Here is a 24,532-nt window from a genome sequence, read left to right as displayed (position 1 = left end):
CGTGTTTTGGTAGAAATAGCCGAAGATCTCAGAAAGTCGGCAACAGGGGGAGAAGTCTTAAGAAATTCCCTTAACCAAAGCAATTTCTAACGAAAAGCGACTAGATATGTGTATAATAGAGCTATGTGAATTGAGGAGGAACAAGTAATGAGAGAATGGAAAACCTTAAAAGAGTACGATGAAATTTTGTTTGAACAACATGGAAAAGTGGCGAAAATCACGATTAACCGCCCAGAAGTCCACAATGCGTTTACACCAAAAACGGTGTTTGAAATGATTGATGCATTTTCGATCAGTCGCGATGAACCAGGCATCGGCGTGATTATTTTGACAGGCGCCGGCGATAAAGCCTTTTGTTCAGGCGGAGACCAAAAAGTCCGTGGTCACGGTGGCTATGTTGGGGAAGATCAGGTTCCTCGCTTAAATGTATTGGATCTGCAGCGCTTGATTCGCACGTTACCAAAACCGGTGATCGCCATGGTCAAAGGCTGGTCGATCGGCGGCGGAAATGTTTTACAATTGGTTTGTGATTTAACGATCGCCGCTGATAACGCTAAATTTGGTCAAACAGGACCGAATGTCGGTAGTTTTGATGGTGGCTATGGTTCGGGCTATCTTGCACGGACAATCGGTCATAAAAAAGCCAAGGAAGTTTGGTTCATGACAAAACAATATACCGCCGAAGAAGCATTGGCGATGAACTGGATCAATACAGTCGTTCCTCTTGATCGAGTAGAAGATGAAACGATGGAATGGGCAGAAACGATGCTGCAAAAGAGCCCGTTGGCGTTACGCATGATCAAAGCATCAATGAACGCCGATACGGACGGATTAGCTGGCATTCAGCAATTAGCTGGCGATGCGACCTTATTGTATTACACGATGGATGAAGCCAAAGAAGGTCGTGACGCGTTTAAAGAAAAACGTCAACCAGACTTCGACCAATTCCCTAAATTCCCATAATGACTGGGAGTTGGCTGCAAAGGCAAGCACAACTTCATCCAGAACGACCAGCTTTTTATTGGCATGAAAAAAGCTGGTCGTTTGCTGCCTTGCAAAAAGAGGTTTATGCTTACGCTGCTTATTATCAAGCCCAATTCGTTGATCAGCCAAACCGGGTAGCTCTTTTTAGCAATAACGCCCCTGAAATGGTCTTTACGATCCTTGCGTTATGGGAGTTGGGGATCGAAGTCCAGCTGCTGAATACGCGATTGACAGCCGCTGAAATCTCCTTCCAATTGCAAGATGCCCACTGCGACTGGGTGATCACGGCGGATCAGGCTGCGGTTTCGGGTGTTCGCAGCTTGACCTTTGGACAAGCGATCAAACAGGCGGAGGCTTTTGTTGGTTCTGTTGTTCCTTCGTTTGTTCCTAATGAAGCAATCTATCAAGCAGAGCAAGTGGCTTCAATTATGTATACCTCTGGTACGACTGGCAATCCCAAGGGTGTGCCTCAAACCTTTGGGAATCATCTAGCAAGTGCCGAAGCGACTCAAAAAAACTTAGCCATCACTAGCGAGGATTGTTGGCTTTGTGCAGTTCCGCTGTATCATATCAGTGGGTTATCAATTCTCTTACGGTCCTTGCGACTTGGGATGAGTGTTCGTTTGTATGAGCGCTTTGATGCTGGAGAAATGGCAAAAGACCTTGAAGCAGGGAAAGGGACGATCGTTTCTTTGGTGGCAAAAATGTTGACAGATTTGCTGCCCTTGGTGCCCCAACAAGGCTTTGATTCGTTGCGTTATATCCTGCTAGGCGGCGGTCCGATTGCCAAAAGTGTATTGGAAAAATGCCAGCAAAATCAGCTTTCTGTGATTCAATCCTATGGGATGACAGAAACCTGTTCACAAGTGGTGGCATTGCCGCCAGAAAAAGCTTCTGAGAAAATCGGCGCCTCTGGGGTTCCCCTGCAAGGTGTCCATTTACGAATTGCGACTGATGGGAAAATGGCAGACCACCAGACTGCTGAAAATACCCAGCCGATCGGAGAGATCCAACTGCAAGGACCTGCGATCACGACTCGTTACTTGAACGATCGCAGTCCACAGCAGTGGGACCAAGAGGGCTGGTTTGCCACAGGAGATCTAGGTTATCTTGATCAAGAGGGCTTTTTGTATGTAGTCAGTCGTGCAAGCGAACTGATCATATCTGGTGGAGAAAACATCTATCCCGCAGAAGTGGAGCAAGCCTTGTTGCAGCATCCAGCGGTCAAAGAGGCAGCTGTGGTGGGGGAGCCAGACGAGGAGTGGGGACAATCTGTCGCGGCTTATTTAACGTTAAATGAACCGATCCACTTCCAAGCTTTATTGGATACGTTAGAAGGGCAGATCGCCCACTATAAATTTCCGCGCCGCTTTTATCACGTGCGAGAAATGCCGCGCACAGCAAGCGGTAAAGTTTTAAAAAGGCTATTGCTGAGTGAAGAAAGAGTGAACTACATTGAACAGCAAATCAACAAGTAATTATGAGGCAGCGATCGCTGCCGGGAAAACCTATTTGAGTGAGTATCAACCTATAGAAAGGTGTGACTTACTGGCTCTTTATGCAGCTGCACAAGAATATCGAGGGGAACGCTACTTCTGGCGTACCCCTGATGAAACGACCAGTATAGTAGGGTTGGGTTGGTTAGCCACTTTTTCGCAACCCAAACTTGCAGACTTTTCAGAAGTCCGCTCTCTCTTAAAGCAAGCCCACTATCAACCAGAGGCACCTTTTCAGGCGCAGTTAGTTGGCGGCTTTGCTTTTGATGAACAGGCAGAAGTCAGTCAGGATTGGGCTGAGCTAGGTGCTGGTCTCTTTGCGTTGCCAGAAATACTGGTCAGCAAAACTGGAGATCAGTGTGGCGTCGTTTATACAGTAGCCGCTTCTTCCGAGGAACAACGACAACAAAAAGTCGCTGCCTTACAGGAAAAAGTCGCAAGCTGGTTGCATGCCAATTCGGACAAGAGTCTTGTAGCAGAAACGCCTGCTTTTCAGGCACAAGAGGAACTAGATGTGCCCCAATGGCTGCAAGCGGTCGAAGAGACAGTGGCAGCCATTCGCTCAACTGAAACACCGTTGAAAAAAGTGGTTCTGGCAAGACGAATGAAGGTAGAAACGAAGCAGTCGATCATTAGTGCTGCGGTGTTGCAACGGTTGGCGCAACAGCAGCCGAATACCTATCTTTTTGCCATCGAACATGGGGGCCATGTTTTTGCTGGTGCGACGCCAGAACGCTTGCTAAAAGCGACTGTCGATCAGTTTGAAACGGTGAGTATCGCAGGTTCCGCACCAAGAGGCAAAACCAAAGAAGAAGATGAGGCACTGGCACAAGCCCTTTTAGCGGACGCAAAAAATACCCATGAACATCAAGTAGTTGTCGATCGCTTAGAAACGGCATTGGCCACTTTGTTAGCTGACGGCTTTCAATCAGAAGCTCGTTCCGTGATCAAAAATCGTGACATTCAGCATTTGTTTGTTCCTTTAGCAGGGCAAAGAAAGGCAGGAGTCAACTTTCTGACCGCCGTGCAAAAACTACACCCGACCCCCGCATTGGGGGGAGAACCGAAAGAAGCAGCCGTCTCATGGATTCGTACCCATGAACCAGCCAGCAGAGGGATGTACGGTGGACCGATCGGTTGGTTGGGTATTCAAGAAGATATTGGCGAGTTTGCTGTGGCGATCCGCTCAGGATTCTTTAGCGGCAATCAAGCAACGCTGTATGCGGGCTGTGGGATCGTTGCCGATTCAGATGCGGAATCCGAACGTCAAGAAACACGGTTAAAATTTCAACCGATGAGGAGAGGGATCTTAGGAGATGAATAACCAGACAGTCATGACAGACTATTTACTAGCGGCGATCCAAGGACTAAAAGCAGCGGGTGCGAAGCGAGCAGTCATTAGTCCCGGTTCACGCTCCACGCCATTGGCGCTACTATTGCATCGTGATCCTGAGATCACCTGTACGGTGGCTGTCGATGAACGTTCGGCTGCTTTTTTTGCTTTAGGGATGTCCAAAGTTGATCTCCAGCCGACGATCTTACTGTGTACTTCTGGAACTGCAGCAGCCAATTATTATCCAGCTGTTTGTGAAGCAGAAGCTACCAACTTGCCACTGATCGTCTTAACGGCTGATCGCCCGCCAGAACTGCGGGGTGTTGGGGCGCCACAGGCAATGGATCAACAGAATTTGTATGCCTCTCATGTCAAAAAGATGGTAGAGATGACGGTGCCAGAAAACGATCCTGCTTTGTTGCGTTATAGTTTTTGGCAAGCTGCAACTTGCACGATCGAAGCGCAAAAACAGCCGAAAGGCCCTGTCCAAATCAACTTTCCATTACGGGAGCCGCTGTTGCCTGACTTTAGTCGCCAATGCAGTATGCAGCAAGACGTGAGCTATCTGGCACCACAACAAGAGCTGTCAGCAGAGATGATCACCCAGCTAGCCCCTTACTTTGAGAAAAAAGGTATTCTGATTGCTGGAGAAAGCCTTACGATCGAAGAAGCGCAGCAGTTGCTGGCTTTTTCGGAGAAATTAGGCTGGCCGATCGTCGGCGATCCATTGACCAATCTGGCGACAGCCGGTACCAAAGTAGGAACATTTATCAGTCAAGCCGATCTTGTTTTCCCACAATTGACTTCTGCCTTCCAACCAGAAGTGGTCGTGCGTTTTGGTCGCTTACCAGTCACTAAAAATGTCCTATTATGGTTGAACAAAGCAGCCGATACGACGACGTGGCTCTTTGTTGATCCATCGGGGCAGTGGCAAGATCAGCTGCATCGGGCAAACTATTTGATCGAAGCAGCGATCAGCACTTTCGTGGCGGCCATCACCCAGTTGCCGATCGTCAAACATACGGCGTGGCAACAACAATGGCAAGCACTTCAAGCGCGGGCAGATCAGGTGATTGCTGCAAGTCCCCAGTTGCAACAATGGGATGAGAGCAGCGCTGTGCGCTTGCTTCAACAATGTTTGCCCGAAGAAGCGCAAATTCTTTTGGCAAACAGCAATGCGATCCGTTTCTTTGATCGCTACGGCAGCAAAACTTCCTCCACTTATCGAGTGTATGGAAACCGGGGCGTCAATGGGATCGACGGCCTTGTCTCGACCGTGGCTGGGATTGCTTTCGCCAGTCAAAAGCCTACCTACTTGTTGATTGGTGATTTAGCGTTGTACCACGATATGAACGGCCTACAACTACTGCGCCAGTATCAATTGCCCGTAACGATCATTTTACTGAATAATAATGGTGGTGGGATCTTTTCCTTTTTGTCACAAAACACCTTAGAACCAAACGACTTTGTCCCGCTCTTTGGTACTCCGTTAGATCTTGAGTTTCAAAAAGTGGCGGCCTTATATGAGGCAGATTGGCACACACCGACCTCTTTGCTAGAGTTTCAAACGATTTTAACGGAAACAAGTCAACAGCCGCGCTTTCAAATAATCGAAGTGAAGGGTGAGCAAAAAGATCCGGTCAACACTTGGCAAGCACTCCAACAGCAGTTTAGCGAGGCAGGAGCGCAGCAATGAAGGACACGATAAATGGCGTCAGTTATTTTTATCAGTGGCTGCAGCCGTATCGACCATCCTTACCAACCCTTGTGGCATTGCATGGCTTCACGGGTTCTTCGGAAAGCTTTCGACCGGTTTTTGCAGAGGAAGGTTCTTACAATGTATTGGCAATCGATTTGATTGGACATGGACGCTCATCGATTTATGTCCATCCCATGCGTTATGAACTTCCTTTACTGGTGGAGGATCTCGCACACCTTTTAGCGAAGTTAGGGATTGAACGTTATGGCCTGTATGGCTACTCGATGGGGGCGCGAATCGCACTTGTCTGGGCGGTCATGGAACCAACGGCAGTGACCCATCTTTTGCTTGAGAGTGGTTCACCTGGGTTAGCTGATCCAGCGGAACGACTCGCTCGTCAGCGGCACGATCGTCGCTTAGCGTTGCGCTTACTAAGGGAGCCTTTGGTCGATTTTGTCGATTACTGGCAAGAACTGCCGTTGTTTGCTAGTCAAAAGGAGCTACCTTTAGCGCAGCAGGCTGCTGTACGGCAAGGACGCTTGCAGCAAAACAAATTTGGCTTGGCAGTAAGCTTGATTTACGGTGGTACCGGCAAACAGCCAAGCTGTTGGTCGGCACTTCCGCAGCTAGCTTGTGAAATTCTTTATTTAGCGGGGGAAAAAGATGTAAAGTTTCGTAAAATCGCCCACCAAATGAAGCAGCTGCAACCAGAGATGACCATCAAAGTCGTTGCTAATGCTGGACATTGTATCCATTTAGAACAGCCGACACAGGTTCGTCATGAAATCGATCAATGGTTTGTAAAAGGATCGGGGCCACAGTCAGCTGATTGACAAGGAGAGAACGCAATGAAGATTGAAAAAATTGAACGCATCGCCTGTCGCTTGCCCCTCAAACAACCCTTTGTGACAAGTTATGGACAATTAACAGAAAAAGCTTTTGATCTTTATTTGGTGACGACAGAGGATAAAACGATGGGCATCGGTGAATTGGTCGCTTTTGAGCAGCCAGATTACATTGAAGAAACCCTCTTTTCTGCTCGACAAGTGATTGAAACAGCACTGATCCCATTATTGATTGACCAAGAGATCGAGCATCCGCAAGAAGTTTGTCAACTGTTTCAAACGGTCCAAGGAAACTACATGGCAAAATCGGCTTTGGAAACAGCGATTTGGGATCTATATGGCAAGCAAACGCATCAAAGTGTGAAAGAGCTGTATACCGCAACCCGACCGAGTGTCGCTGTTGGCGTTAGTCTTGGCATACAAGACTCTGTCGAAAAACTAGTGGCTCTTGTTGCCGATTATGTCGCCCAAGGGTATCAACGAATCAAATTAAAAATCAAGCCTGGGCAAGATCTGGTACCCTTGCGAGCGATTCGACAAGCCTTTCCAGAATTGCTTTTGATGGCAGATGCAAACGGAGCCTATCAGAGTGAGCCAGAACGCATTTTGGCCCTTGATGACTTAGGCTTGGTGATGATCGAGCAACCACTTAAGGTACGAGATCTGGTGGGGCACAGTCAGCTGCAGCGGCAGATGAAGACGCCTCTATGTTTGGATGAAGATATTCGAACGGCAGAAGACGTCGATACCGTCGCAGCCCTGGACAGCTGCCGTGCGATCAACCTGAAAATCCCCCGTGTCGGTGGGATCACCGAAGCCTTGCGAATCCTTGATCGATGTCAAACCCATGGACTACTCGTTTGGTTAGGCGGCATGTTTGAGTCTGGTGTGGGACGAGCCATGAATTTGCAATTTGCGAGTCAAGATATTTTCCATTTTCCTGGGGATCTTTCCGCTTCTGATCGTTACTTTTATGATGATGTCATTACACAGCCTGCAACTTTGCATGAAGGCAAGCTGCTGGTACCTGATGGAAAGGGCTTTGGCATCACGCTAGCAGAAACAAAGCTAAGTCAGTATGGGCAACCTAAAGAATGTATCTACTCAAGAAAACGATCAGCGAAAGAATAACATCAGCAAAGAAAAAACAGTAAAAATAAAAGAAATGGCCAGCAGGGAAATCTGCTGGCCATTTCTTTTGCGTTATTCTACATTTTTGAATTCTTTTTCAATTTGTAGTCGTTGGACTTTCATGGTTGCTGTTCGTGGGATATCTTCGTAGTCGCGTAAAATTGGCTGATTGAGGTGAGGGAGATCTTCCACCATTTTCCACCAAGCATCCCAATCCATTTGACGATTTGGTGCTAAAGCAATGATTGGTTGCGGTGAGTTTTCTTTGTCGCGAACGATCACGACTTCGGCAAGGAAGTCTAAATGATCCAGCAAAAGGTCTTCCAAGGCAAGATTGCTTTCAATATTTTTGATCAAGTCCACTTGACGGTCTTTTAAGTAAAGATGTCCCTGATCATCCATCATGCCGTAATCACCACTGTCCCACCAAGCGCCATAGACATTGTCAGCAAAACGCTGATCTTCTTTATAATAGGTCAACGCGCGTCCTTTTGAAAGGAAATGGATGTGCCCATCGGTATTGGCTGGCAGCTCGTTTCCCTCGGCATCGGCGATCCGTGCTCTCGTTAAGTCCTCCAGACCGACACCCATATCACGGGCATCGTTGGTAGCGATGCTTTCTAAGGTATGTGCTTTTAGGATCATTGGCCCGCATTCACTTTGGCCATAGACTTGTAAAAAGAGTGCTTCTTTTGTTGCTGAAGTATTTAAAAAAGTCGCCATTGTTTGATTGTTGATGGCATCAAAGGTTGAGTGATAGTAACGAATATTGGCAAAAGCATCTGGTTGTTCTTTTGCCACAAAGCTCCATTGGACAAAATTGTTTGGATGAGTTTCCAAAGCAATCGGTGGATATTCTTTTAACATGCCTACGACATGAGCGCCGTTGGCATTGGCTAATGGCATCATCGGAAAGCCCATCGCCATCAAGGAGGAGATACCGATATTGAAGCGGGAGTGCACCGGTGAAATATGGAACGCAATTAAATCAGAGTCAGCTTTGGTGCGATCGATCTTGGTGAAGATCGTTTTTTGCCATTTTGTCCGCCAGCCCATGGAGTTTGCTGAATGACAAATCAATTTTGGAATACCCGTCGTTCCAGAAGTATGGGTCATATAGGAAATTTGATCCACCGGTAATTCAGTTTGTTCCACTGGTTCCGCTGGCTGCTGCAGCAAATGGCGAACAGCGATCTGTTTGTCAGTACTGCTATTTTTCACTTGTGCGACGCGGCCTTCGGTTTCTTCATCAAATAAGATGTAAGGATCTTCTAAGCGATCCACAAACACTTCGATGGTTTCAGCAGGAAAATGATAGGAGATCATAGCAGGAACGGCACCAAGGTAAGAAGCAGCCGTTGCTAACAAATACGTATCGAATTTTGAAGATTTATACAGAATGATTTTATCTCCTGCTTGCACGCCAAGTGAGGCAAGTTGATAAGCACGCTTTAAAATCATTTCATGGCTCGAACGGTAGGTACTACGATAGCCAAGCTCAGGAAATGCTGGCAACACTTCATCATGGATGATGGGGGTGTCAGGAAACGTCTCAGCAGCTTCGCGATAATTGGTGTATAGATTCAATGGACGATAGTCTAAAATGGACAAATAGAACACTCCTTTAAAAGTTCGTGAAAAACTTCATTTGATTTCTCCATTTTAGCACAGGAATTCCTCGATACAATAGATATTTTGTGTTTTTTATTTATTTCTAAAAAATCATCCGGGCAAAGACTTTCGAAGAATGAATGACTGTGATGTGTTATCATTCATTCCTCGTACTAAGCGGAAAAAGTGCATAATCAACGAGTGTATTTTGCTACAAAATCTTCGATTGGGAGGCGAAAGTCTAAATAGCGTGCTTTTAATTCTGCACGATTCCAATTCCACCAAGCGATTTCTTGCAAAGCAGTGATCGTTTCTGGATCAAAGCGGTATTTGATCACTTTTGCTGGAACCCCGCCGACGATCGCATAAGGCGGCACATCTTTGGTTACGACTGCGTTTGAGGCGATCACGGCACCATCACCGACGGTCAAACCAGATTGGATCACGGCACCGTGGCCGATCCAGACATCATTGCCAATGACAGTCGTTTTTGCTTTGCGTTTTTCTAAGAAGAACTCGTCCTTTGGCGCAAATCCATAGCCTTCGCCATTATAGGCAAAAAGATGCTGACTAGGGCGTTCATAGGGATGATTGGTAGGGCCGATGCGGACCATCGCTGCGATACTGATAAAACGTCCTAATTGGCTGTTCTGAATAAAGCAATATTGCCCCGTATAGGTATAATTGCCGATGGAAGAATGATCAATGTGATTGGCTTCGCCAATTTCGACATAGTCTCCTAAAGTTGTGTCTTGAAGCTGCGAGTCTTTGCCAACGATCGGCTGTTCATCTGGAAAATTTGTGATCGATAGGTGCATAGAAATCATCCTCTCTTGCGTATTGCTATCATTTTACCGCACTTTTTTGTACTATTTGACTAATACGCACTAAAGACAAAAGGAGGTCTGCTTTATGGAGACGATTTATCAGTTAGATAAGATGACCGAAACGATAGCTAAGCGAGCAATCAAAAAAGGATACTCGTTAAAAAATCAAGCGGCCCCAGAGGCGCTGTTTGTGCGCAGTTCAACGGTTCCTAACGAATTGATCACACCAGAATTAGCTGTGATCGCTCGCTCAGGAACAGGCACCAATACGATCGATTTGGCACGGTGTACTCAAAATGGCACAGTAGTTTTCAATAGTCCTGGTGTCAATGCCAATGCAGTCAAAGAGTTGGTGCTATCCAATTTATTTCTCAGCGTCCGCCCCTTATTCAAAGCGATCCAGACGGTAGCCGATTTGCAAGAAGAACTAACGTCCGGTCAAATTGAAGCAGAAGAGGTGTTGAAGGTAGCTGAAGAACGGCGAAAAGAAGTGATTGGCGAAGAATTAGCTGGAAAAACCATCGGTATTTTAGGGTTAGGAGAGATCGGTGAACGGGTGGCAAAAGCCTGTCATCAGCTAGGGATGGAGGTTTTGGGCTATGCCCGAACGAAGAAAGCAGCACACGATTACGAGCAAGTCAGTGACCTGCAAATGCTGTTGACCGAATCAGATTTTGTAGTGGTCTTGCTCCCTTTAAGTCAAGAGACCAAAGGCATGCTGAATCGACAAACGATTCAACAGATGAAAAAAAATGCAGTGTTGATGAATTTTGGTCGCGGGGAAATCGTGGAAGAAGCAGCCGTCTTAGAAGCATTAGCCAAAAATCAGCTCAAACAATACATCACTGATTTTCCTAGTGCGGGCTTGATCGGACAACCGAAAGTGTTGTGTTATCCGCATATCGGCGGCAGTACTACCAATGCCTTGGAAAAGGGGGATCACGTAGTTTTTGATCGCATGCATGCCTATTTACGCGCTGGGACGATTCAAGAATCGGTCAATTTCCCCCATGCAGAGTTGCCTTTTTTGGCACCGTATCGCTTAGCGCTGTTTTATCACGACAAGCCTGGTGCTTTTGCCCCATTATTGCGGATCATTTCTGAAGCAGGCGTGGATATCGATAATTTGGCGAGTGAGAGAAAAGCCGGAGTTGCCTATACTTTGATTGATCTTGATGAGACAAATGAAACACTGCTGCAAGATCTACAGCAGCAGCTACAGCAAGAAACAGCGATCATTCGTGCCCGCTTGATCAAAAATTCGCGAACCAGTGAATAGTTGCCACCAACAATGTTTCTTGTTATGATGAAAAAAAAGTAAAGGAAGTTCATCATGACGAATAAGTTTCAAGATAAAAAGAAGGTCGCTTTGCCTCGTTATCAGCAGATTGCCGTAGCGATCGCGGAACGAATCGTTGAAAATCGCTACCAAGTTGGGCAAAAGATCCATGCACGCTCAACGTTAGCCAGCAATTTCAATGTCTCTCCTGAAACAGCCCGCAAAGCGATCAATGTATTAGTTGATTTAGAAATCATGGACGTCCGTCATGGCAGCGGCGCCTATATTGCTTCAAAGGAAAAAGCACAGGCCTTTGTGGAACAATACCAAGATGTGCAGTCGATCCAAGAAATTAGACAAGATATTTTAGACAGTGTGGAGCGGCAGCAGCAAGAGCTGGATAATTTTTCTGACTTGTTGAACACGCTAGTGCAGCAAACCAAAAAGGTACACCACATGAGTCCATTTGTGCCCTTTGAGCTTCAGCTGACGGAACAGGCGCAGCATTTGGAAAAAAGTATCAACGAATTGAATGTTTGGCAGGCAACAGGGGCGACGATCATCGCGATCCAAACAACCGAAGAATTGTTGTTGTCACCGGGACCTTATGCGAAATTCAGTGCAGGCAATACGATTTATTTTGTCGGGAATGAATTGGCGTTGCAGCGCATGACCAATTTCTTCTATCCAACGGACCATTCAGCGTAATTCTTTTTCCTGATTCCCATGCTTTTTTTGCAAAAGAAAAAGCATTGGGAAATTTTTTTTGACAAAGTGACCACATCTTGTTAAGATAGTATGGTCACTTTCGTGAAATTTTTCAGAAAAAGGAGTATTAATCATTTGAGTAAAGTTAAAGTGGAACACTTAACCAAAATCTTCGGTAAGAAAAAGCAGCAAGCTCTTGCCATGGTCAAAGAACAACGCAGCAAAAACGAGATTTTAGAAAAAACGGGTGCCACCGTTGGGGTCTATGATGTGAACTTTGAAGTCAACGAAGGCGAGATTTTCGTCATCATGGGCCTTTCTGGAAGCGGGAAGTCAACATTGATTCGACTATTGAATCGATTGATCGAGCCGTCTGGCGGAGATATTTACATAGATGGCGTGGATGTTGCCAAAATGAGTAAAGAGGAACTACGAGAAGTTCGCCGTCACAAAATCAACATGGTTTTCCAAAGCTTTGGCCTTTTCCCTCATCGGACAATTTTAGAGAACACAGAATACGGACTAGAAGTCCGTGGGGTCTCGAAAGAAGAACGAACAGCGAAAGCGGAAAAAGCGTTAGAAAACTCAGGATTGCTTTCTTTTAAAGACCAATACCCTGACCAGCTGTCTGGAGGGATGCAACAGCGTGTGGGACTTGCCCGTGTGTTAGCCAATGATCCAGAGATCCTCTTGATGGATGAGGCCTTTTCAGCATTAGATCCGCTGATTCGCCGTGAAATGCAAGATGAACTTTTAGAATTGCAAGCCAATGTTCAAAAAACGATTATCTTTATCACCCATGATTTGAACGAGGCCTTGCGGATCGGTGACCGGATCGCTTTAATGAAAGATGGTCAGATCATGCAGATCGGTACAGGAGAAGATATTTTGACGAATCCTGCCAACCAATACGTGCGTGATTTCGTGGAAGATGTCGATCGTTCCAAAGTCTTGACTGCGCAAAACATCATGGTCCCAGCATTGACGACGAACATCGAGATCGATGGACCAAGCGTAGCATTGAACCGGATGCGGAAAGAAGAAGTCAGCATGCTGTTAGCCGTCGACAAACGTCGTCACCTAAAAGGAAGCCTGACAGCCGAGTCTGCTCGTGAGGCACGGAAAAACAATCTGACCTTGAAGGAAGTTATTGATAAAAATGTTAAAAAGATCGATAAAGATATGCTGGTAACGGATATCTTCAATTTGATCTATGATTCGCCTACACCTTTAGCCGTGGTAGAAAACGATCGTTTGATCGGAGTCGTGATCCGCGGAAGTGTGATTGAAGCATTGGCTGAGACTGATTCAGCCGCTCAAGCAGAGGAAGGGGTAGTGACAAATGGATAATTTCTTACAACATACGATTCCGGTGGCTGATTGGGTCGAAAACTTTACTGATTGGCTAACAGGAACTTTCAGTGGATTGTTTTCAGCCTTACAGTCTTTCGGACAATTTATCATGGACGCTATTACAAATGTATTACTGTTTGTACCACCGTTATTAATGATCGTCTTATTGACGGCTGCTGCCTTTTTCGTTTCACGCAAAAAATTCGGCTTGCCAGCTTTTACTTTTGTCGGGTTGCTGTTCATCTATAACCAAGGGTTATGGACAGACTTGATGAACACCGTCACGTTGGTCTTATTGTCGAGTTTGGTTTCGATCATCATTGGGATTCCACTAGGGATCTTAATGGCGAAAAGCGAAAAAGCGCAAAGTATCGTGACGCCGATCTTAGACTTTATGCAAACGATGCCTGGTTTCGTTTATTTGATTCCTGCGGTTGCTTTCTTTGGGATCGGGATGGTTCCAGGGGTCTTCGCCTCAGTGATCTTTGCCCTACCACCAACCGTTCGGATGACGAACTTAGGGATTCGCCAAATTTCTCGTGAATTGGTGGAAGCCTCTGATTCCTTCGGTGGGACTGGCTGGCAAAAACTGATCAAATTAGAATTGCCACTAGCCAAAAGCACTATTTTGGCTGGGGTCAACCAAACCACGATGCTGGCATTATCAATGGTCGTGATCGCGTCAATGATCGGTGCTCCTGGGTTAGGGCGCGGCGTCTTGTCCGCCTTACAACGAGCACAAGTCGGTAACGGATTTGTCAGTGGGGTATCCTTAGTTATTTTGGCGATCATCATGGATCGCTTTACCCAGAATTTGAATCGTTCGGCACATCAAAAAGCAGCCAGCAAGACAAGTCGCAAACAAAAACGTCTTTTTGGCGGGATTGCTGCAGCGGCAGTCGTTGCTTTGATTGGAGCATCGTTTGCCTTTGGAAATGTTTCTGACAGCAAAGGCACGGTGAACTTGGCGTATGTCGAATGGGATACGGAAGTCGCATCTACCCATGTGGTGGCAGAAGTCTTGTCGCAAATGGGCTACGAAGTCAACACGACGCCTTTGGATAATGCCATCATGTGGGAATCGGTGGCAAAAGGGGAAGTTGACGGGATGGTTGCTGCTTGGCTGCCATCTACGCATCAATCCCAGTATGAACAGTACCAAGACCAAGTTGAAAACTTAGGTCCTAACTTAGAGGGGGCAAAACTGGGGATCGTTGTACCAAGTTATATGGATGTAGATTCCATCGCAGACCTTTCTGACGAAGCTGGAAAAACCATCACTGGTATCGAACCAGGCGCTGGTGTCGTAAATGCAGCGGAAAATACGGTTGCAACGTATGACAACCTTTCCGATTGGAATGTCGCTACCTCTTCTTCAGGAGCGATGACAGTGGCATTAGGCCAAGCCATCAAGAACCAAGATGAGATCGTTATTACTGGCTGGTCTCCACATTGGATGTTTGCGAAATATGATCTGAAATATCTGGATGATCCAGAAGGAACAATGGGTGAAGCAGAAAGCATCAACACTGTTGTACGCCAAGGATTAGCAGATGACATGCCAGAAGTCTACGAAGTACTTGATCGTTTCAACTGGACACAAGAAGACATGGAAGAAGTCATGTTAGCAATCAATGACGGAATGTCAGCCGAAGATGCAGCCAAAGATTGGGTAGCCAATCACCCAGAAGAAGTTGCTGCTTGGACGAACTAATGTCTAAAAAAAGAACGACCGCAGATTGAAGCGGTCGTTCTTTTTGTTATTTAAAATACTTAGGTTCATAACGAAAGACGAGGGGATGATTTTTGCAAAAGATCGAGCTTTTGTGCAGGTTAAGCAAAACGATGAAAAATCGGCTGCATCTGTTCAAACGTACAGAGCTTAGTAAATCCTAATGACCGTAAAAGATCTTGTCCCTCTTTGATTTGAAACCCGAGGTGCTCTGGTTTATGACTGTCGCTGCCGATGGTTATCACGCTTCCCCCAAAGTCACGATAAAGCTTGAGGATCTCGATCGATGGCGTATACCCGTTGATTCCGTAACGGTGGGAAGAGGTATTCAGTTCAATGCCTTTGCCATTTTTGATTACGACTTTCAAGATCTCTGCTATTTGTTCTTTCGTTTGTTCAAAAGCGTCCTTCTCTTTATCTAAATAACGACGAATCAAATCCATATGGGCTAAGACGGAATACTCTTTATATGTCGTGACTAGCTGATACATTTCATCATAATAGCGCTCGTAGCATTCCTGTTGGCTGCGTCCTTTTTGAAATTCTCCAGTCCAAAATTCTTGATCGTCTACCTGATGAACGGAAAGTAAAATGAAGTCAAAGGGATGCGAATGATAAAGACGGGTAAATTGTGGGATCGTGTGCATTTGTATCCCAAATTCCAGCCCAGTTTTTAGCTTGATTTGGTCACTGTATGTTTCCTTTAAGCGTGCCAGTTCGTTAAAATACAAGTCGTAGTAGACATTTTTTACAACTTTATTGGCCCCGACGAGGTACGTATCCGTCGCTTGCCAGTCTTCTTTGACTCCATAATCCACATGATCGGTAAAGCAGATTTCTGCTAAGCCTAGTTTAATGGCGTCTTTGACTACATCTTCCATCAAATACCAAGAATCATCGCTGTAATCACTATGGACGTGATAGTCTGTAAAAATCATGGCGTCTCCTTTTGTTTCGTTATTTTTGCTGCTTCTGCCAGTCTGCTCGTTTTTGATGATAGAGCTGGGCGGCAGTTTCCCAATGTTCTTTGTCAGCCGGCTGAATCTCACGGATCACACGGGCTGGATTGCCGCCGACGATCGTATTCGGCGGCACATCTTTTGTGACGACGGAACCAGCAGCGACGATGGCATGTTTGCCGATCGTGACACCTGGTAAAATCGTACTATTGCCCCCGATCCAAACGTAATCTTCGACGGTGATCGGTAGGCCAAATTCCAAATCTTGACTGCGGACCACAGAATCGATTGGATGACCGGCGGTATAGAAGCTGACCCGTGGTCCCACCATCACATGATCACCAATCAGAATCTTATTGACATCTAAAAAAATGCAATCCATATTGGCATAAAAGTGATCACCAATCTCAACATGGCGACCATAATCAACATAAAGGGGTGGTTGGACAAAGCAATGCTGCCCAAATTTGCCAAAGAGTGCTTTTTCTTTGGCGATGATTCGTTCTCGGTCATCGACTGGTAAGTGGTTGATTTCCTGGGCACGTTTTTTTCCCTCCGCTGAACCATTCTCAGGGAGAATGCCAGCAGCTTGATACAATTGACCAGCCAACATCGCTTGATAATCAAAGTCTTCTTTCATTGCAAAATCCTTTCTAAGACGGTAAATCGTCGGTGGTTAATTCAATCAAATTGCCTTCGGGGTCTTGGACAACTGCTTCATAATAGCCATCGCCTGTTGTACGAGGACCATTTAAAAGAGGGTAGCCATCTTCAACAAACCGTTGAGCGTATCGATCGACGTCAGCTTGATCACCAACTGCAATCGCAAGGTGAGTGTAGCCTAAGCTTTCGCTGATACGAGGGCTTAAAAATTTCTTGGTCGTTAATTCTAACCGACTTCCAGAATCAAAGGTCAAAAAATAGGACTGAAAGCCTGTTTTCGGATTATGGTATTTTGTGTTGCTGACCGCCTGAAAGTAGGTTTCATAAAATGTCCTCATTTTTTCCAAATCATTGACATATAGTGCGATGTGTTCAATTTTCATTATCGACAACTCCTTTAATAAGCAACATAGATCGTTTTTTTTTGAACTTAGTAAACTTTGTTTAATAAGTTGCTTCTATTATACCTTTGTTAACAAAATTAATAAAGGTATATTCCCAGCTTTTTATCTGTTAAAATAGGAGCGTTGAGGGGGAGAAAAATGAAAGCTTATCAGCCAACGACCATTAAATTACATAATCAGGCAGTATTGCTGGATTTGCTAAAACAGCAGCAAGCGCCTATGACCAAGCGCCAACTGGCAGATGCCTCTCAATTAAGCGTGGTAACGATCAACAAGCTGCTTCCTGAATTGATTGAAAAGCAGTTGCTTTTGACGACGGATCAACCGCAACGAACGGGAGGACGTCAAGCTGCGGCTTACCAGTACAATGCGCAACGGACACTGTTGTTGATCATTCAGTTTATCGAAGAAGACCAGCAGATCGTGATTCGTTTTTCAGTCGTCGATCTCGTCGGGAACATTTTGCATCATGAGCAGTCAGCAGAGGGCCGATTGCCGCAGTTCTTGCAAGTGATTCGTCAGATAAAACAGGAATACCCGAAAATCAGCTTGGTAGTCGTGGGAATTCCTGGTGTGGAAATTGCTGGAAGACTGAAGATCATGGATGCTCCAGCATTTAAGGACATGGCGCTAGGGGAATTGATTGAAAAGGAGATCGCTGTAAAAACGCTTATTGAGAATGACGTGAATGCTGCGGTATTTCATTTCAAAGAAGAGAAAAAAATCGTGGCTGGCATTTATTTTCCGAAAAATTATCCGCCAGGTGCGGGACTGGTCATCGACCAACAGCTCTTTAAAGGAGCCAACCATTTAAGTGGCGAAATCAAGCATTTGCCGCATCTCTACACGGCTTCTTACCCTTTGGCAACAGAGGCGATCCCAGAACAAGTGACTGCCACTCTTCAAGCGATCGTGGCAGTGACGGACCCGCATCAAGTCATTTTGTTTTTGCCCTCTGAATGGCAGGCGCTCGTGTCGCGCTCCTTTTTGGAAAAGCAGCTGGCAGCAGTGTTTCAATATGGCGTCTTGCCAAAATTACACTTTTCCGATCGGTTTTCAGAAAATTATTTGGCTGGGTTGATCACGATGGGAATCGAAGCAGCTGGCTTAGGGCTTTGATTCCCAGCATTCAACTGGTACTGAGGACAAAAACTGCCGCTGCTTCCTTTATTCAGAAGTAGCGGCAGTTTTTTTGAAAATACGAGAACTCACAGCTTGGCGAGTTTCTGTGCTTTTTCGGTATTCGCAAAATGCAGTTTGGCATATTGGCCTAATAGTGCTATGCCACCTTGCTGCAGTAATTTTGCTGCAACTTGGTCAGCAGCTGCGTGGGCGCCAGAAGGCAAGCGCAAACCGACTTCTTTAGAGGCTACATCTAATTCATCCAAAAAGACTGTACGACATAAAATAGAGGCTGCCGCTACTGCTAAATGATATTGTTCACCTTTCGTCGCAAAATAGAGCTTTTCTGTGACCGCTACTTGTTCCGACTTTAAATAGGTGCGATAATTTTTTTCGCTCGTGAACTGATCGATCAAAATGGCATCTGGTGTCTCAGGAGCAATCTTTTGCAAAAGCAAACGAATGGCTTGATTATGCAAAGCAACTTTCATTCGGACTGTGTTGTATTTTGGTTGGATCTCGTTGTATTTGCTGGGCGTGACGGTGAGCAATTGGTAAGGAACCAATTCTTTGATTTTCGGCGCCATCTTACGGATCTCTTGATCTGTCAGCATTTTTGAGTCCTTGACTCCTAAAGCTTTCAGCTGTGGTAATTGCTCTTTTTTTGCATAGACGGCACAGACCACCAAAGGACCGAAATAACTGCCATTACCGACCTCGTCACTGCCGACGACGCTTTTTTCGCTAAATCCTGCTGGCAACGCAGTGGATGAAACAGTCGCTTTTTTCTTATCTGGTACAGCACTTGCCGTATCGCCCCATAAGGAAGCTTCTTTTTCAGCAGTCGCTCCTTGGAACATGACTTTTCCTGACGTATAAGCAGTGATCGTCGTTGGCCCTTTTTTGGCGACAAACACTGTATAAGGAACTTTCTTAGCTAGCAAATCTCGTTGGTAAAATTGCTGCATCTTTTGGATAGTTGAAGTTGGTACTTTGATAACGATCGTACTCATTTGATTCCTCCTGATTTTTTGTCTTTTTTTAGGTAGACAAAAGGATACTTTAAGATTTTACCATACTTCTTATTCTTTTTTACTAAGACGATCAGCAAACAAACGATTGGCATGGAAATTCATAAGAAAATCACGTATAATAGTTAAGAGTTTGCGACACATGTTCAATAAGTGATAGAATAGAGCAGAATGTAAGCAATGGGAGGAAATATTCCTATGACGGAGCAAAAGAAACGTTATAAAGCAGTTATCGCGAATCAAAGTTACACGATTATTGGACGCGAAAGCAAAGAACACATGGATATGGTGACAAGATTGGTCAATGACCAACTGCTTGAGATCATGCAATTATCGCCACAAACCGATCAAGAACAAGCGTCGATCTTATTAGCGATCAACGCTGTTTCCGACCAGCTGAAAAAACAAGAACAGCTTTTGGTCCTACAAAAAAAGGTGGACGAGCTGCGAGGACAAGCCATTAAAGCAACGGAGCTTGAGAATCGCATTAAGCGGATCGAAGCGATTGAATCCGAAGCACGGAAAGTTCTCGATGAGACAGGTCGCAGTGATGTGGAGATCCATAATCATGTGGAAGCACAACAGATCTTAAATGAACAAAGGAAACGAAAAATTCAAGAAAAGACAGCCCATGGGTAGTGCGGCGTAGAAAGGATACCTAAATGATTGGATTATTTGTCTTGGTTTTGTTGTTGGCAGCCTTTTACGGCGGCGCACGGCGCGGAACCAGTTTACAATTGGTCTCAGTTTTGGGCTATTTGATCTCTTTTTTCTTTGCAGTTGCAAATTACCAAGAAATTGCGAAGAAAATTGAGCTCTATGTTCCTTATATGTCAGTAACGGCGGACTCAAAGTTAAAATACTACGATATGGAACTGGCTTTAGATTTAGACAAAGCCTATTATGCAGCCATCGCTTTTGTGATGGTGCTCTTTGCTGGATGGCTGATCACAAAACTAGTGGTGATTTTTGCAGACAGTTTGCGTTACAAACGCCTACGTTTTTTAGGTGGTTATGACTGGGCAGTTGCGGGTGTTTTGAATGTTATCTTGATGTATATCAATTTGTACATGTTTTTCATGATTCTCTCAATGATCCCGTTTGCCACGATTCAAAATCTGTTTGAAACGAGCGGAACTGCGAATTTCATCGTTGATCGGTCGCCGATTCTCTCAGATTACTTCTATCGATTGTGGATCACAGATGTGATTGGGTAAAAAGCAGGCAGATGGTTGCAGAGCCATTCTGCCTTTTTCTTAGGAACAAAAAGTTAAAACAAAGCAGGTGAGAAAAGAATGAATACTAAGATCCTTGATGTTTTAGGATTTGAACAAGTAAAGAGTCAAATCGGTCAGTATATTGTAACAGCCCAAGGGAAAGAAGCTTTAGCAAAGCTTGTGCCATCAAGTGATGCGCAAGTCATTTCCTCTTGGCTGGCAGAAACAGAAGACGCGATCAAGATCCAACGTTTAAGAGGCGGAATCCCTGTACCAAAGATTGAGAATATTCGTCCCCAAATGAAACGGATCGAAATTGGCGCCGATTTAAACGGCATTGAGTTGGCACAAGTTGCCCGTGTCTTATCAACTACGCAGGAATTGAAACGCTTTTTTGCTGATTTGTCTGAAAGCGAGATTGAATTTTCCCGCTTGTATCACTGGGAAGAACAGTTGGTGTCTTTGCCAACCTTGAATCGACGCTTGAAAGAAGCTATCGATGAGGATGGCCGAGTCACAGATGATGCCTCTCCAGCACTACGTGGAATTCGCCAATCGATCCGACGAGCAGAACGGACGATTCGCGAGACATTGGATGGCATCGTCCGAGGTGGCAATGCAAAGTATCTAAGTGATACGATCGTAACCATGCGAAATGAGCGTTATGTGATTCCAGTCAAACAAGAGTACCGAGGTGTTTTCGGCGGGGTAGTCCACGACCAAAGTTCCTCTGGTCAAACCTTGTTTATCGAACCGAAACAAGTAGTGGAACAAAATAACCGTTTGCGCCAGCATCAAATTGCGGAACGGGATGAAATTACACGTATCCTAGCAGAATTGTCAGCAGAGTTAGCCCCATATCAAAGAGAGATTCTCCATAATGCGTATGTGATCGGGATCATGGATTTCATGAATGCCAAGGCTCGTTTTGGAAAAGAGATGAAGGCAATCGTACCAGCGATCAATCAAGACAACCATGTCTTTTTTAAGCAAGCACGTCATCCATTGATCGATCAAGAAAAAGTCGTTCCTAACGATATTACGATTGGAAAAGACTATCAAGCCGTTGTCATTACTGGGCCGAATACCGGTGGGAAAACCATCACCTTAAAAACATTAGGGCTATTGCAGATCATGGGCCAAGCTGGTTTACCAATTCTGGCAGAAGAAGAAAGCCAAATGGGTGTCTTCAATGAGATTTTTGCGGACATTGGGGATGAACAATCCATTGAGCAAAGTCTATCGACCTTTTCTTCTCATATGACAACGATCGTTGAAGTGTTGAAAAAAGTCGACGAGACAAGCTTAGTTCTCTTTGATGAATTAGGCGCAGGAACCGATCCTCAAGAAGGGGCGGCACTAGCGATTGCGATTTTGGACGAACTTGGGGCTAAGTCGGCTTATGTCATGGCGACGACCCATTATCCTGAATTGAAGGTTTATGGCTATAACCGATCCAATACGATCAATGCCTCTATGGAATTTGATGTTGATACCTTAAGTCCGACCTATCGCTTGTTGATCGGGGTTCCAGGACGAAGCAATGCGTTTGAGATTTCGAAAAGACTTGGCTTGCCAGATACGATCATTGATCAAGCCAAAGAGATCATGGATGGAGAAAGCCAAGACCTGAATGAAATGATCGCTGATTTAGAAAATCGAAGAAAAATGACGGAAACCGAGTATCTTGAAGTCCGTCATCATGTAAAAGAAGCGGCCCGCTTGCACCAAGAGCTAGAAGCAGCCTATAGTTATTTCTTTGAAGAACGTGAAAAAGAATTGGCGAAAGCTCGGCAAAAAGCCAATCAGATCGTTGAAGAAGCCAAAGAAGAATCTGAAAAAATCATTGCCGATATTCGTAAAATGCAGTTAGCCGGCGGTCAAACGAAGGTCAAAGAACACGAGCTGATCGACGCGCGCACCAAGTTATCAGGACTGCAACAAGAAGAACATCTGCAAAAAAACAAGGTTCTGCAAAAAGCCAAAGCAGCCAAGACGCTGAAAGAAGGAGACGAAGTGCTTGTAACATCTTATGGGCAGCGCGGGGTCTTATTGAAAAAAGCAGGCAAAAATCAATGGCAAGTCCAAATCGGTATTTTGAAAATGAATTTGCCAGAAACAGATCTCCAACCAGCAGCGCCAGTGAAGGAGCCTACACAGCGTATCGTCAATACGATTCGTTCTGCTGACAGCAGTCCAGTGGTCAATCAGTTGGATTTACGCGGTAAGCGGTACGAAGAAGCCCTCAATGAAGTGGATCAGTATTTAGATGCAGCGATTTTGGCAGGCTATCCGCAAGTGACGATCGTCCACGGAAAAGGAACCGGCGCATTGCGTCAAGGGATCACTGACTACCTAAAAAATCATCGCTCGGTGAAAAGTTTTGAATTTGCGCCAGCAAACCAAGGGGGCAATGGAGCGACCATTGTGAAGTTTAACTAAACGTTAAGAACCCTTACCTTTTGTAAGCAGACGATTTTAAAAAACTTACGATACGTGGTATACTTTTTTTAGTTTTAAAAATGGAGGGGAAGTACGATGGCAAAAGAAATAACCGATAAAACTTTTTCAGAAGAAACCGATAAAGGCTTAGTCCTTATTGATTTTTGGGCAACTTGGTGTGGCCCTTGTCGTATGCAAGCACCGATCTTGGAACAATTAGCGAATGAATATGAGGAAGACGAATTGAAGATCGTGAAAATGGATGTGGATGAAAATCCTGAAACACCAGCTTCATTCGGGATCATGTCTATTCCAACTTTGTTGTTGAAAAAAGACGGCCAAGTCGTTGATAAAGCAATTGGGGTGCATACAAAAGATCAATTGAAAGCTTTAGTTGCGGAACATATGTAATAGAAGAAACGTTTTTGAAGCAATAGCCGAAAGTGGCTATTGCTTTTTTTATTTTGGGGACAAAGTCTTTGAAGAATGCCTTTGACGTTTCTAACTTCTACTCTTTGTTCCATGCACTGCTGTTGGGGTTCACTCAATTGCTAACGAGAAAAGTGAGAATGAACATTAAGAAAACAGTCATTCTACAGCAATGTTAGCAGATCAGAAAAAAAAGATTGACGCTGGTTATATCATTCGATAATATATCATTAAGTGATATAGCTAGTGGGACGGAGGAATCAAATGGATGAGGCATTGACAGATTCAACCTATTTGATTTTATTAGCGCTTTTAAAGCCGAAACATGGGTATCTCATCATGAAACAGATCCATGAGCTAAGCCAAGGGACGTTTGAGATTGGTCCCGCAACGATGTATACGATTTTAAAGAAGCTGACGAAAAAGGGGTGGATCGATTTAGAGGAGAGCGTTGACCGAAAAAAAATCTATCAGATTACACCAGAAGGAAGACAAGTTCTGGAGAAAGATATTCAACGGCGCAAATTATTTTATCAAATAGGAGAACAGGTTTTCGAAGCGTTAGGGGGAGAGCAAGATGGGCATCAATAAGAAATACCTTCTTTCACTTGGTGTAGCCTATTACCCAGAAAAGGAAATGGTTCGTCTGCAAAAACAAGCGTCGTTAGGGTGGCACTTTGTGAAGATGAATCGGTTAGGGTTTTTGAAGTTTATCAAAGGAGACCCAGAAACGACCAAATATGCAGTAGACTTTTTCGAAGGAGAGCCCTCTGAGATCGTTGATTACTTAGCGATGTATCAAGCAGGAGGCTGGACTTATATCAGCAATTATAAAGATCGCTATTTTTATTTTAAAGCGTCTCCTGACACACCAGCGATTTTCAGTGACCAAGAAAGCTATCAAGAACGGATCGATAATGAAACACGGTATTTAATGAAAAAATCGATTCTACTTTCGGTGATCAGTTTAGTGATATTAGCAGCAATTTATTTTCTGATCCGTTATTTCAATATTCGCACAAATCCATTTTGGTCCTTTGGACTAGGATTGATTACGGGGCTGGTGTTTATCCCGATTGGGGTAGGATTGACCACGATCCTGATGAAATTCTTATATAAAAATCGAGCAAGTTATTACAATGAACCAGAGAAACTGGCGAAGCGTCAACGAGTGATCCGCGATACCGTCATCTTGATGTTTGTCGGAGCGATCATTGGCGCCGTTATCGGCTTTTTCTTTAGTGATATATTTTATTAGATAGGGAAG

At 44.9% G+C, this 24,532-nt stretch carries 23 protein-coding genes; 17 read left to right on the top strand and 6 right to left on the bottom strand.

The window, feature by feature from the left end; all coding sequences use genetic code 11:
• Positions 1-147: 147 nt before the first annotated feature.
• The 6 genes from menB to menC are packed head-to-tail and all read left to right on the top strand — an operon-like array spanning position 148 to position 7,488.
• Positions 148-963 carry a 1,4-dihydroxy-2-naphthoyl-CoA synthase gene (gene menB, locus ACI3E5_RS05240; RefSeq protein ID WP_005228595.1) on the top strand — a complete coding sequence of 272 codons (816 nt, stop codon included), beginning with the start codon at positions 148-150 and terminating at the stop codon, positions 961-963.
• A complete protein-coding gene (gene menE / locus ACI3E5_RS05235; protein ID WP_325815972.1) occupies positions 963-2,462 on the top strand; it encodes an o-succinylbenzoate--CoA ligase in 1,500 nt (499 codons plus the stop codon). Before menB ends, menE begins: the two co-directional genes overlap by 1 nt.
• On the top strand, positions 2,440-3,804 hold the full coding sequence (locus ACI3E5_RS05230) for an isochorismate synthase (RefSeq protein WP_005228598.1): 1,365 nt from the start codon (positions 2,440-2,442) through the stop codon (positions 3,802-3,804). Before menE ends, ACI3E5_RS05230 begins: the two co-directional genes overlap by 23 nt.
• Positions 3,797-5,509, top strand: a complete 1,713-nt coding sequence (menD, locus tag ACI3E5_RS05225) for a 2-succinyl-5-enolpyruvyl-6-hydroxy-3-cyclohexene-1-carboxylic-acid synthase (RefSeq protein WP_325815970.1) — start codon at positions 3,797-3,799, stop codon at positions 5,507-5,509. The genes ACI3E5_RS05230 and menD overlap by 8 nt, the downstream gene beginning before the upstream one ends.
• Positions 5,506-6,345, top strand: a complete 840-nt coding sequence (gene menH, locus ACI3E5_RS05220; protein ID WP_142973376.1) for a 2-succinyl-6-hydroxy-2,4-cyclohexadiene-1-carboxylate synthase — start codon at positions 5,506-5,508, stop codon at positions 6,343-6,345. The genes menD and menH overlap by 4 nt, the downstream gene beginning before the upstream one ends.
• A 15-nt stretch (positions 6,346-6,360) precedes the next feature.
• On the top strand, positions 6,361-7,488 hold the full coding sequence (gene menC / locus ACI3E5_RS05215; protein ID WP_015510202.1) for an o-succinylbenzoate synthase: 1,128 nt from the start codon (positions 6,361-6,363) through the stop codon (positions 7,486-7,488).
• Between the two features lie 72 nt (positions 7,489-7,560).
• Here menC and ACI3E5_RS05210 read toward each other — a convergent pair whose 3' ends face one another.
• Entirely contained in the window at positions 7,561-9,099 is a 1,539-nt protein-coding gene (locus ACI3E5_RS05210) for an AMP-binding protein (RefSeq protein WP_087627859.1), read from the bottom strand.
• 194 nt (positions 9,100-9,293) lie between these two features.
• Entirely contained in the window at positions 9,294-9,917 is a 624-nt protein-coding gene (locus ACI3E5_RS05205; protein WP_005228606.1) for a DapH/DapD/GlmU-related protein, read from the bottom strand.
• Between the two features lie 94 nt (positions 9,918-10,011).
• Between ACI3E5_RS05205 and ACI3E5_RS05200 the strand changes: the two genes are divergently transcribed.
• The 4 genes from ACI3E5_RS05200 to ACI3E5_RS05185 all read left to right on the top strand — a co-directional run bounded on the left by ACI3E5_RS05200 (position 10,012) and on the right by ACI3E5_RS05185 (position 14,980).
• Positions 10,012-11,205: an NAD(P)-dependent oxidoreductase gene (locus ACI3E5_RS05200; RefSeq protein ID WP_142423703.1), complete on the top strand. Its 1,194-nt coding sequence runs from the start codon at positions 10,012-10,014 to the stop codon at positions 11,203-11,205.
• A 54-nt stretch (positions 11,206-11,259) separates the two neighbouring features.
• Positions 11,260-11,913, top strand: coding sequence for a GntR family transcriptional regulator (locus ACI3E5_RS05195; protein ID WP_005228608.1), 654 nt, complete (start codon positions 11,260-11,262; stop codon positions 11,911-11,913).
• 135 nt (positions 11,914-12,048) lie between these two features.
• Positions 12,049-13,263, top strand: coding sequence for a quaternary amine ABC transporter ATP-binding protein (locus tag ACI3E5_RS05190; RefSeq protein ID WP_498820970.1), 1,215 nt, complete (start codon positions 12,049-12,051; stop codon positions 13,261-13,263).
• On the top strand, positions 13,256-14,980 hold the full coding sequence (locus ACI3E5_RS05185; RefSeq protein WP_142423702.1) for an ABC transporter permease/substrate binding protein: 1,725 nt from the start codon (positions 13,256-13,258) through the stop codon (positions 14,978-14,980). Before ACI3E5_RS05190 ends, ACI3E5_RS05185 begins: the two co-directional genes overlap by 8 nt.
• Positions 14,981-15,099: 119 nt before the next feature.
• Here the strand turns inward: ACI3E5_RS05185 and ACI3E5_RS05180 are convergent, their stop codons facing one another.
• Genes ACI3E5_RS05180 through ACI3E5_RS05170 form a run of 3 tightly spaced genes read right to left on the bottom strand, consistent with a single transcriptional unit; the run spans position 15,100 to position 17,003 of the window.
• Positions 15,100-15,936, bottom strand: a complete 837-nt coding sequence (locus ACI3E5_RS05180; protein WP_325815969.1) for a histidinol-phosphatase HisJ family protein — start codon at positions 15,934-15,936, stop codon at positions 15,100-15,102.
• Positions 15,937-15,955: 19 nt separating this feature from the next.
• Positions 15,956-16,597, bottom strand: coding sequence for a sugar O-acetyltransferase (locus ACI3E5_RS05175; protein WP_016608797.1), 642 nt, complete (start codon positions 16,595-16,597; stop codon positions 15,956-15,958).
• 13 nt (positions 16,598-16,610) lie between these two features.
• Positions 16,611-17,003, bottom strand: a complete 393-nt coding sequence (locus tag ACI3E5_RS05170) for a VOC family protein (RefSeq protein WP_010749819.1) — start codon at positions 17,001-17,003, stop codon at positions 16,611-16,613.
• A 159-nt stretch (positions 17,004-17,162) separates the two neighbouring features.
• Here ACI3E5_RS05170 and ACI3E5_RS05165 point away from each other — a divergent pair, with 159 nt between their 5' ends.
• Complete coding sequence (locus ACI3E5_RS05165) at positions 17,163-18,143, top strand: ROK family protein (protein ID WP_142423701.1); 981 nt, start codon at positions 17,163-17,165, stop codon at positions 18,141-18,143.
• Between the two features lie 89 nt (positions 18,144-18,232).
• On the opposite strand, the gene rnhC is transcribed toward ACI3E5_RS05165, so the two are convergent.
• On the bottom strand, positions 18,233-19,159 hold the full coding sequence (rnhC, locus tag ACI3E5_RS05160) for a ribonuclease HIII (protein ID WP_325815968.1): 927 nt from the start codon (positions 19,157-19,159) through the stop codon (positions 18,233-18,235).
• A 216-nt stretch (positions 19,160-19,375) separates the two neighbouring features.
• On the opposite strand from rnhC, the gene zapA reads away from it, so the two are divergent.
• The 6 genes from zapA (at position 19,376) to ACI3E5_RS05130 (ending at position 24,523) form a co-directional block, all read left to right on the top strand.
• Positions 19,376-19,816, top strand: coding sequence for a cell division protein ZapA (gene zapA, locus ACI3E5_RS05155; RefSeq protein WP_005228634.1), 441 nt, complete (start codon positions 19,376-19,378; stop codon positions 19,814-19,816).
• A 23-nt stretch (positions 19,817-19,839) separates the two neighbouring features.
• Positions 19,840-20,394, top strand: coding sequence for a CvpA family protein (locus ACI3E5_RS05150; protein WP_005228642.1), 555 nt, complete (start codon positions 19,840-19,842; stop codon positions 20,392-20,394).
• Positions 20,395-20,472: 78 nt separating this feature from the next.
• Positions 20,473-22,836: an endonuclease MutS2 gene (locus ACI3E5_RS05145; RefSeq protein WP_142423699.1), complete on the top strand. Its 2,364-nt coding sequence runs from the start codon at positions 20,473-20,475 to the stop codon at positions 22,834-22,836.
• 96 nt (positions 22,837-22,932) lie between these two features.
• A complete protein-coding gene (gene trxA, locus ACI3E5_RS05140) occupies positions 22,933-23,247 on the top strand; it encodes a thioredoxin (RefSeq protein ID WP_005228645.1) in 315 nt (104 codons plus the stop codon).
• Between the two features lie 282 nt (positions 23,248-23,529).
• Complete coding sequence (locus ACI3E5_RS05135; protein WP_015510192.1) at positions 23,530-23,856, top strand: PadR family transcriptional regulator; 327 nt, start codon at positions 23,530-23,532, stop codon at positions 23,854-23,856.
• Positions 23,843-24,523, top strand: a complete 681-nt coding sequence (locus ACI3E5_RS05130) for a DUF2812 domain-containing protein (protein ID WP_010749814.1) — start codon at positions 23,843-23,845, stop codon at positions 24,521-24,523. The genes ACI3E5_RS05135 and ACI3E5_RS05130 overlap by 14 nt, the downstream gene beginning before the upstream one ends.
• Positions 24,524-24,532: the final 9 nt, after the last annotated feature.

This window comes from Candidatus Enterococcus avicola (assembly GCF_047470845.1).
In the GTDB taxonomy this organism is placed as follows: Bacteria; Bacillota; Bacilli; order Lactobacillales; family Enterococcaceae; genus Enterococcus_D; species Enterococcus_D casseliflavus.
This window is presented reverse-complemented; position numbering and strand designations above follow the sequence as displayed.

Bases quoted from the DNA above. Each gene is read 5' to 3' on its own strand.
- menC (WP_015510202.1), top strand. From the start codon at position 6,361: ATGAAGATTGAAAAAATTGAACGCATCGCCTGTCGCTTGCCCCTCAAA.
- ACI3E5_RS05150 (WP_005228642.1), top strand. From the start codon at position 19,840: ATGATTGGATTATTTGTCTTGGTTTTGTTGTTGGCAGCCTTTTACGGC.
- trxA (WP_005228645.1), top strand. From the start codon at position 22,933: ATGGCAAAAGAAATAACCGATAAAACTTTTTCAGAAGAAACCGATAAA.
- ACI3E5_RS05180 (WP_325815969.1), bottom strand. From the start codon at position 15,936: ATGATTTTTACAGACTATCACGTCCATAGTGATTACAGCGATGATTCT.
- ACI3E5_RS05170 (WP_010749819.1), bottom strand. From the start codon at position 17,003: ATGAAAATTGAACACATCGCACTATATGTCAATGATTTGGAAAAAATG.
- ACI3E5_RS05195 (WP_005228608.1), top strand. From the start codon at position 11,260: ATGACGAATAAGTTTCAAGATAAAAAGAAGGTCGCTTTGCCTCGTTAT.
- ACI3E5_RS05175 (WP_016608797.1), bottom strand. From the start codon at position 16,597: ATGAAAGAAGACTTTGATTATCAAGCGATGTTGGCTGGTCAATTGTAT.
- ACI3E5_RS05165 (WP_142423701.1), top strand. From the start codon at position 17,163: ATGAAAGCTTATCAGCCAACGACCATTAAATTACATAATCAGGCAGTA.
- ACI3E5_RS05145 (WP_142423699.1), top strand. From the start codon at position 20,473: ATGAATACTAAGATCCTTGATGTTTTAGGATTTGAACAAGTAAAGAGT.
- ACI3E5_RS05135 (WP_015510192.1), top strand. From the start codon at position 23,530: ATGGATGAGGCATTGACAGATTCAACCTATTTGATTTTATTAGCGCTT.
- ACI3E5_RS05205 (WP_005228606.1), bottom strand. From the start codon at position 9,917: ATGCACCTATCGATCACAAATTTTCCAGATGAACAGCCGATCGTTGGC.
- menB (WP_005228595.1), top strand. From the start codon at position 148: ATGAGAGAATGGAAAACCTTAAAAGAGTACGATGAAATTTTGTTTGAA.
- rnhC (WP_325815968.1), bottom strand. From the start codon at position 19,159: ATGAGTACGATCGTTATCAAAGTACCAACTTCAACTATCCAAAAGATG.
- menD (WP_325815970.1), top strand. From the start codon at position 3,797: ATGAATAACCAGACAGTCATGACAGACTATTTACTAGCGGCGATCCAA.
- ACI3E5_RS05130 (WP_010749814.1), top strand. From the start codon at position 23,843: ATGGGCATCAATAAGAAATACCTTCTTTCACTTGGTGTAGCCTATTAC.
- ACI3E5_RS05185 (WP_142423702.1), top strand. From the start codon at position 13,256: ATGGATAATTTCTTACAACATACGATTCCGGTGGCTGATTGGGTCGAA.
- menE (WP_325815972.1), top strand. From the start codon at position 963: ATGACTGGGAGTTGGCTGCAAAGGCAAGCACAACTTCATCCAGAACGA.
- ACI3E5_RS05200 (WP_142423703.1), top strand. From the start codon at position 10,012: ATGGAGACGATTTATCAGTTAGATAAGATGACCGAAACGATAGCTAAG.
- menH (WP_142973376.1), top strand. From the start codon at position 5,506: ATGAAGGACACGATAAATGGCGTCAGTTATTTTTATCAGTGGCTGCAG.
- zapA (WP_005228634.1), top strand. From the start codon at position 19,376: ATGACGGAGCAAAAGAAACGTTATAAAGCAGTTATCGCGAATCAAAGT.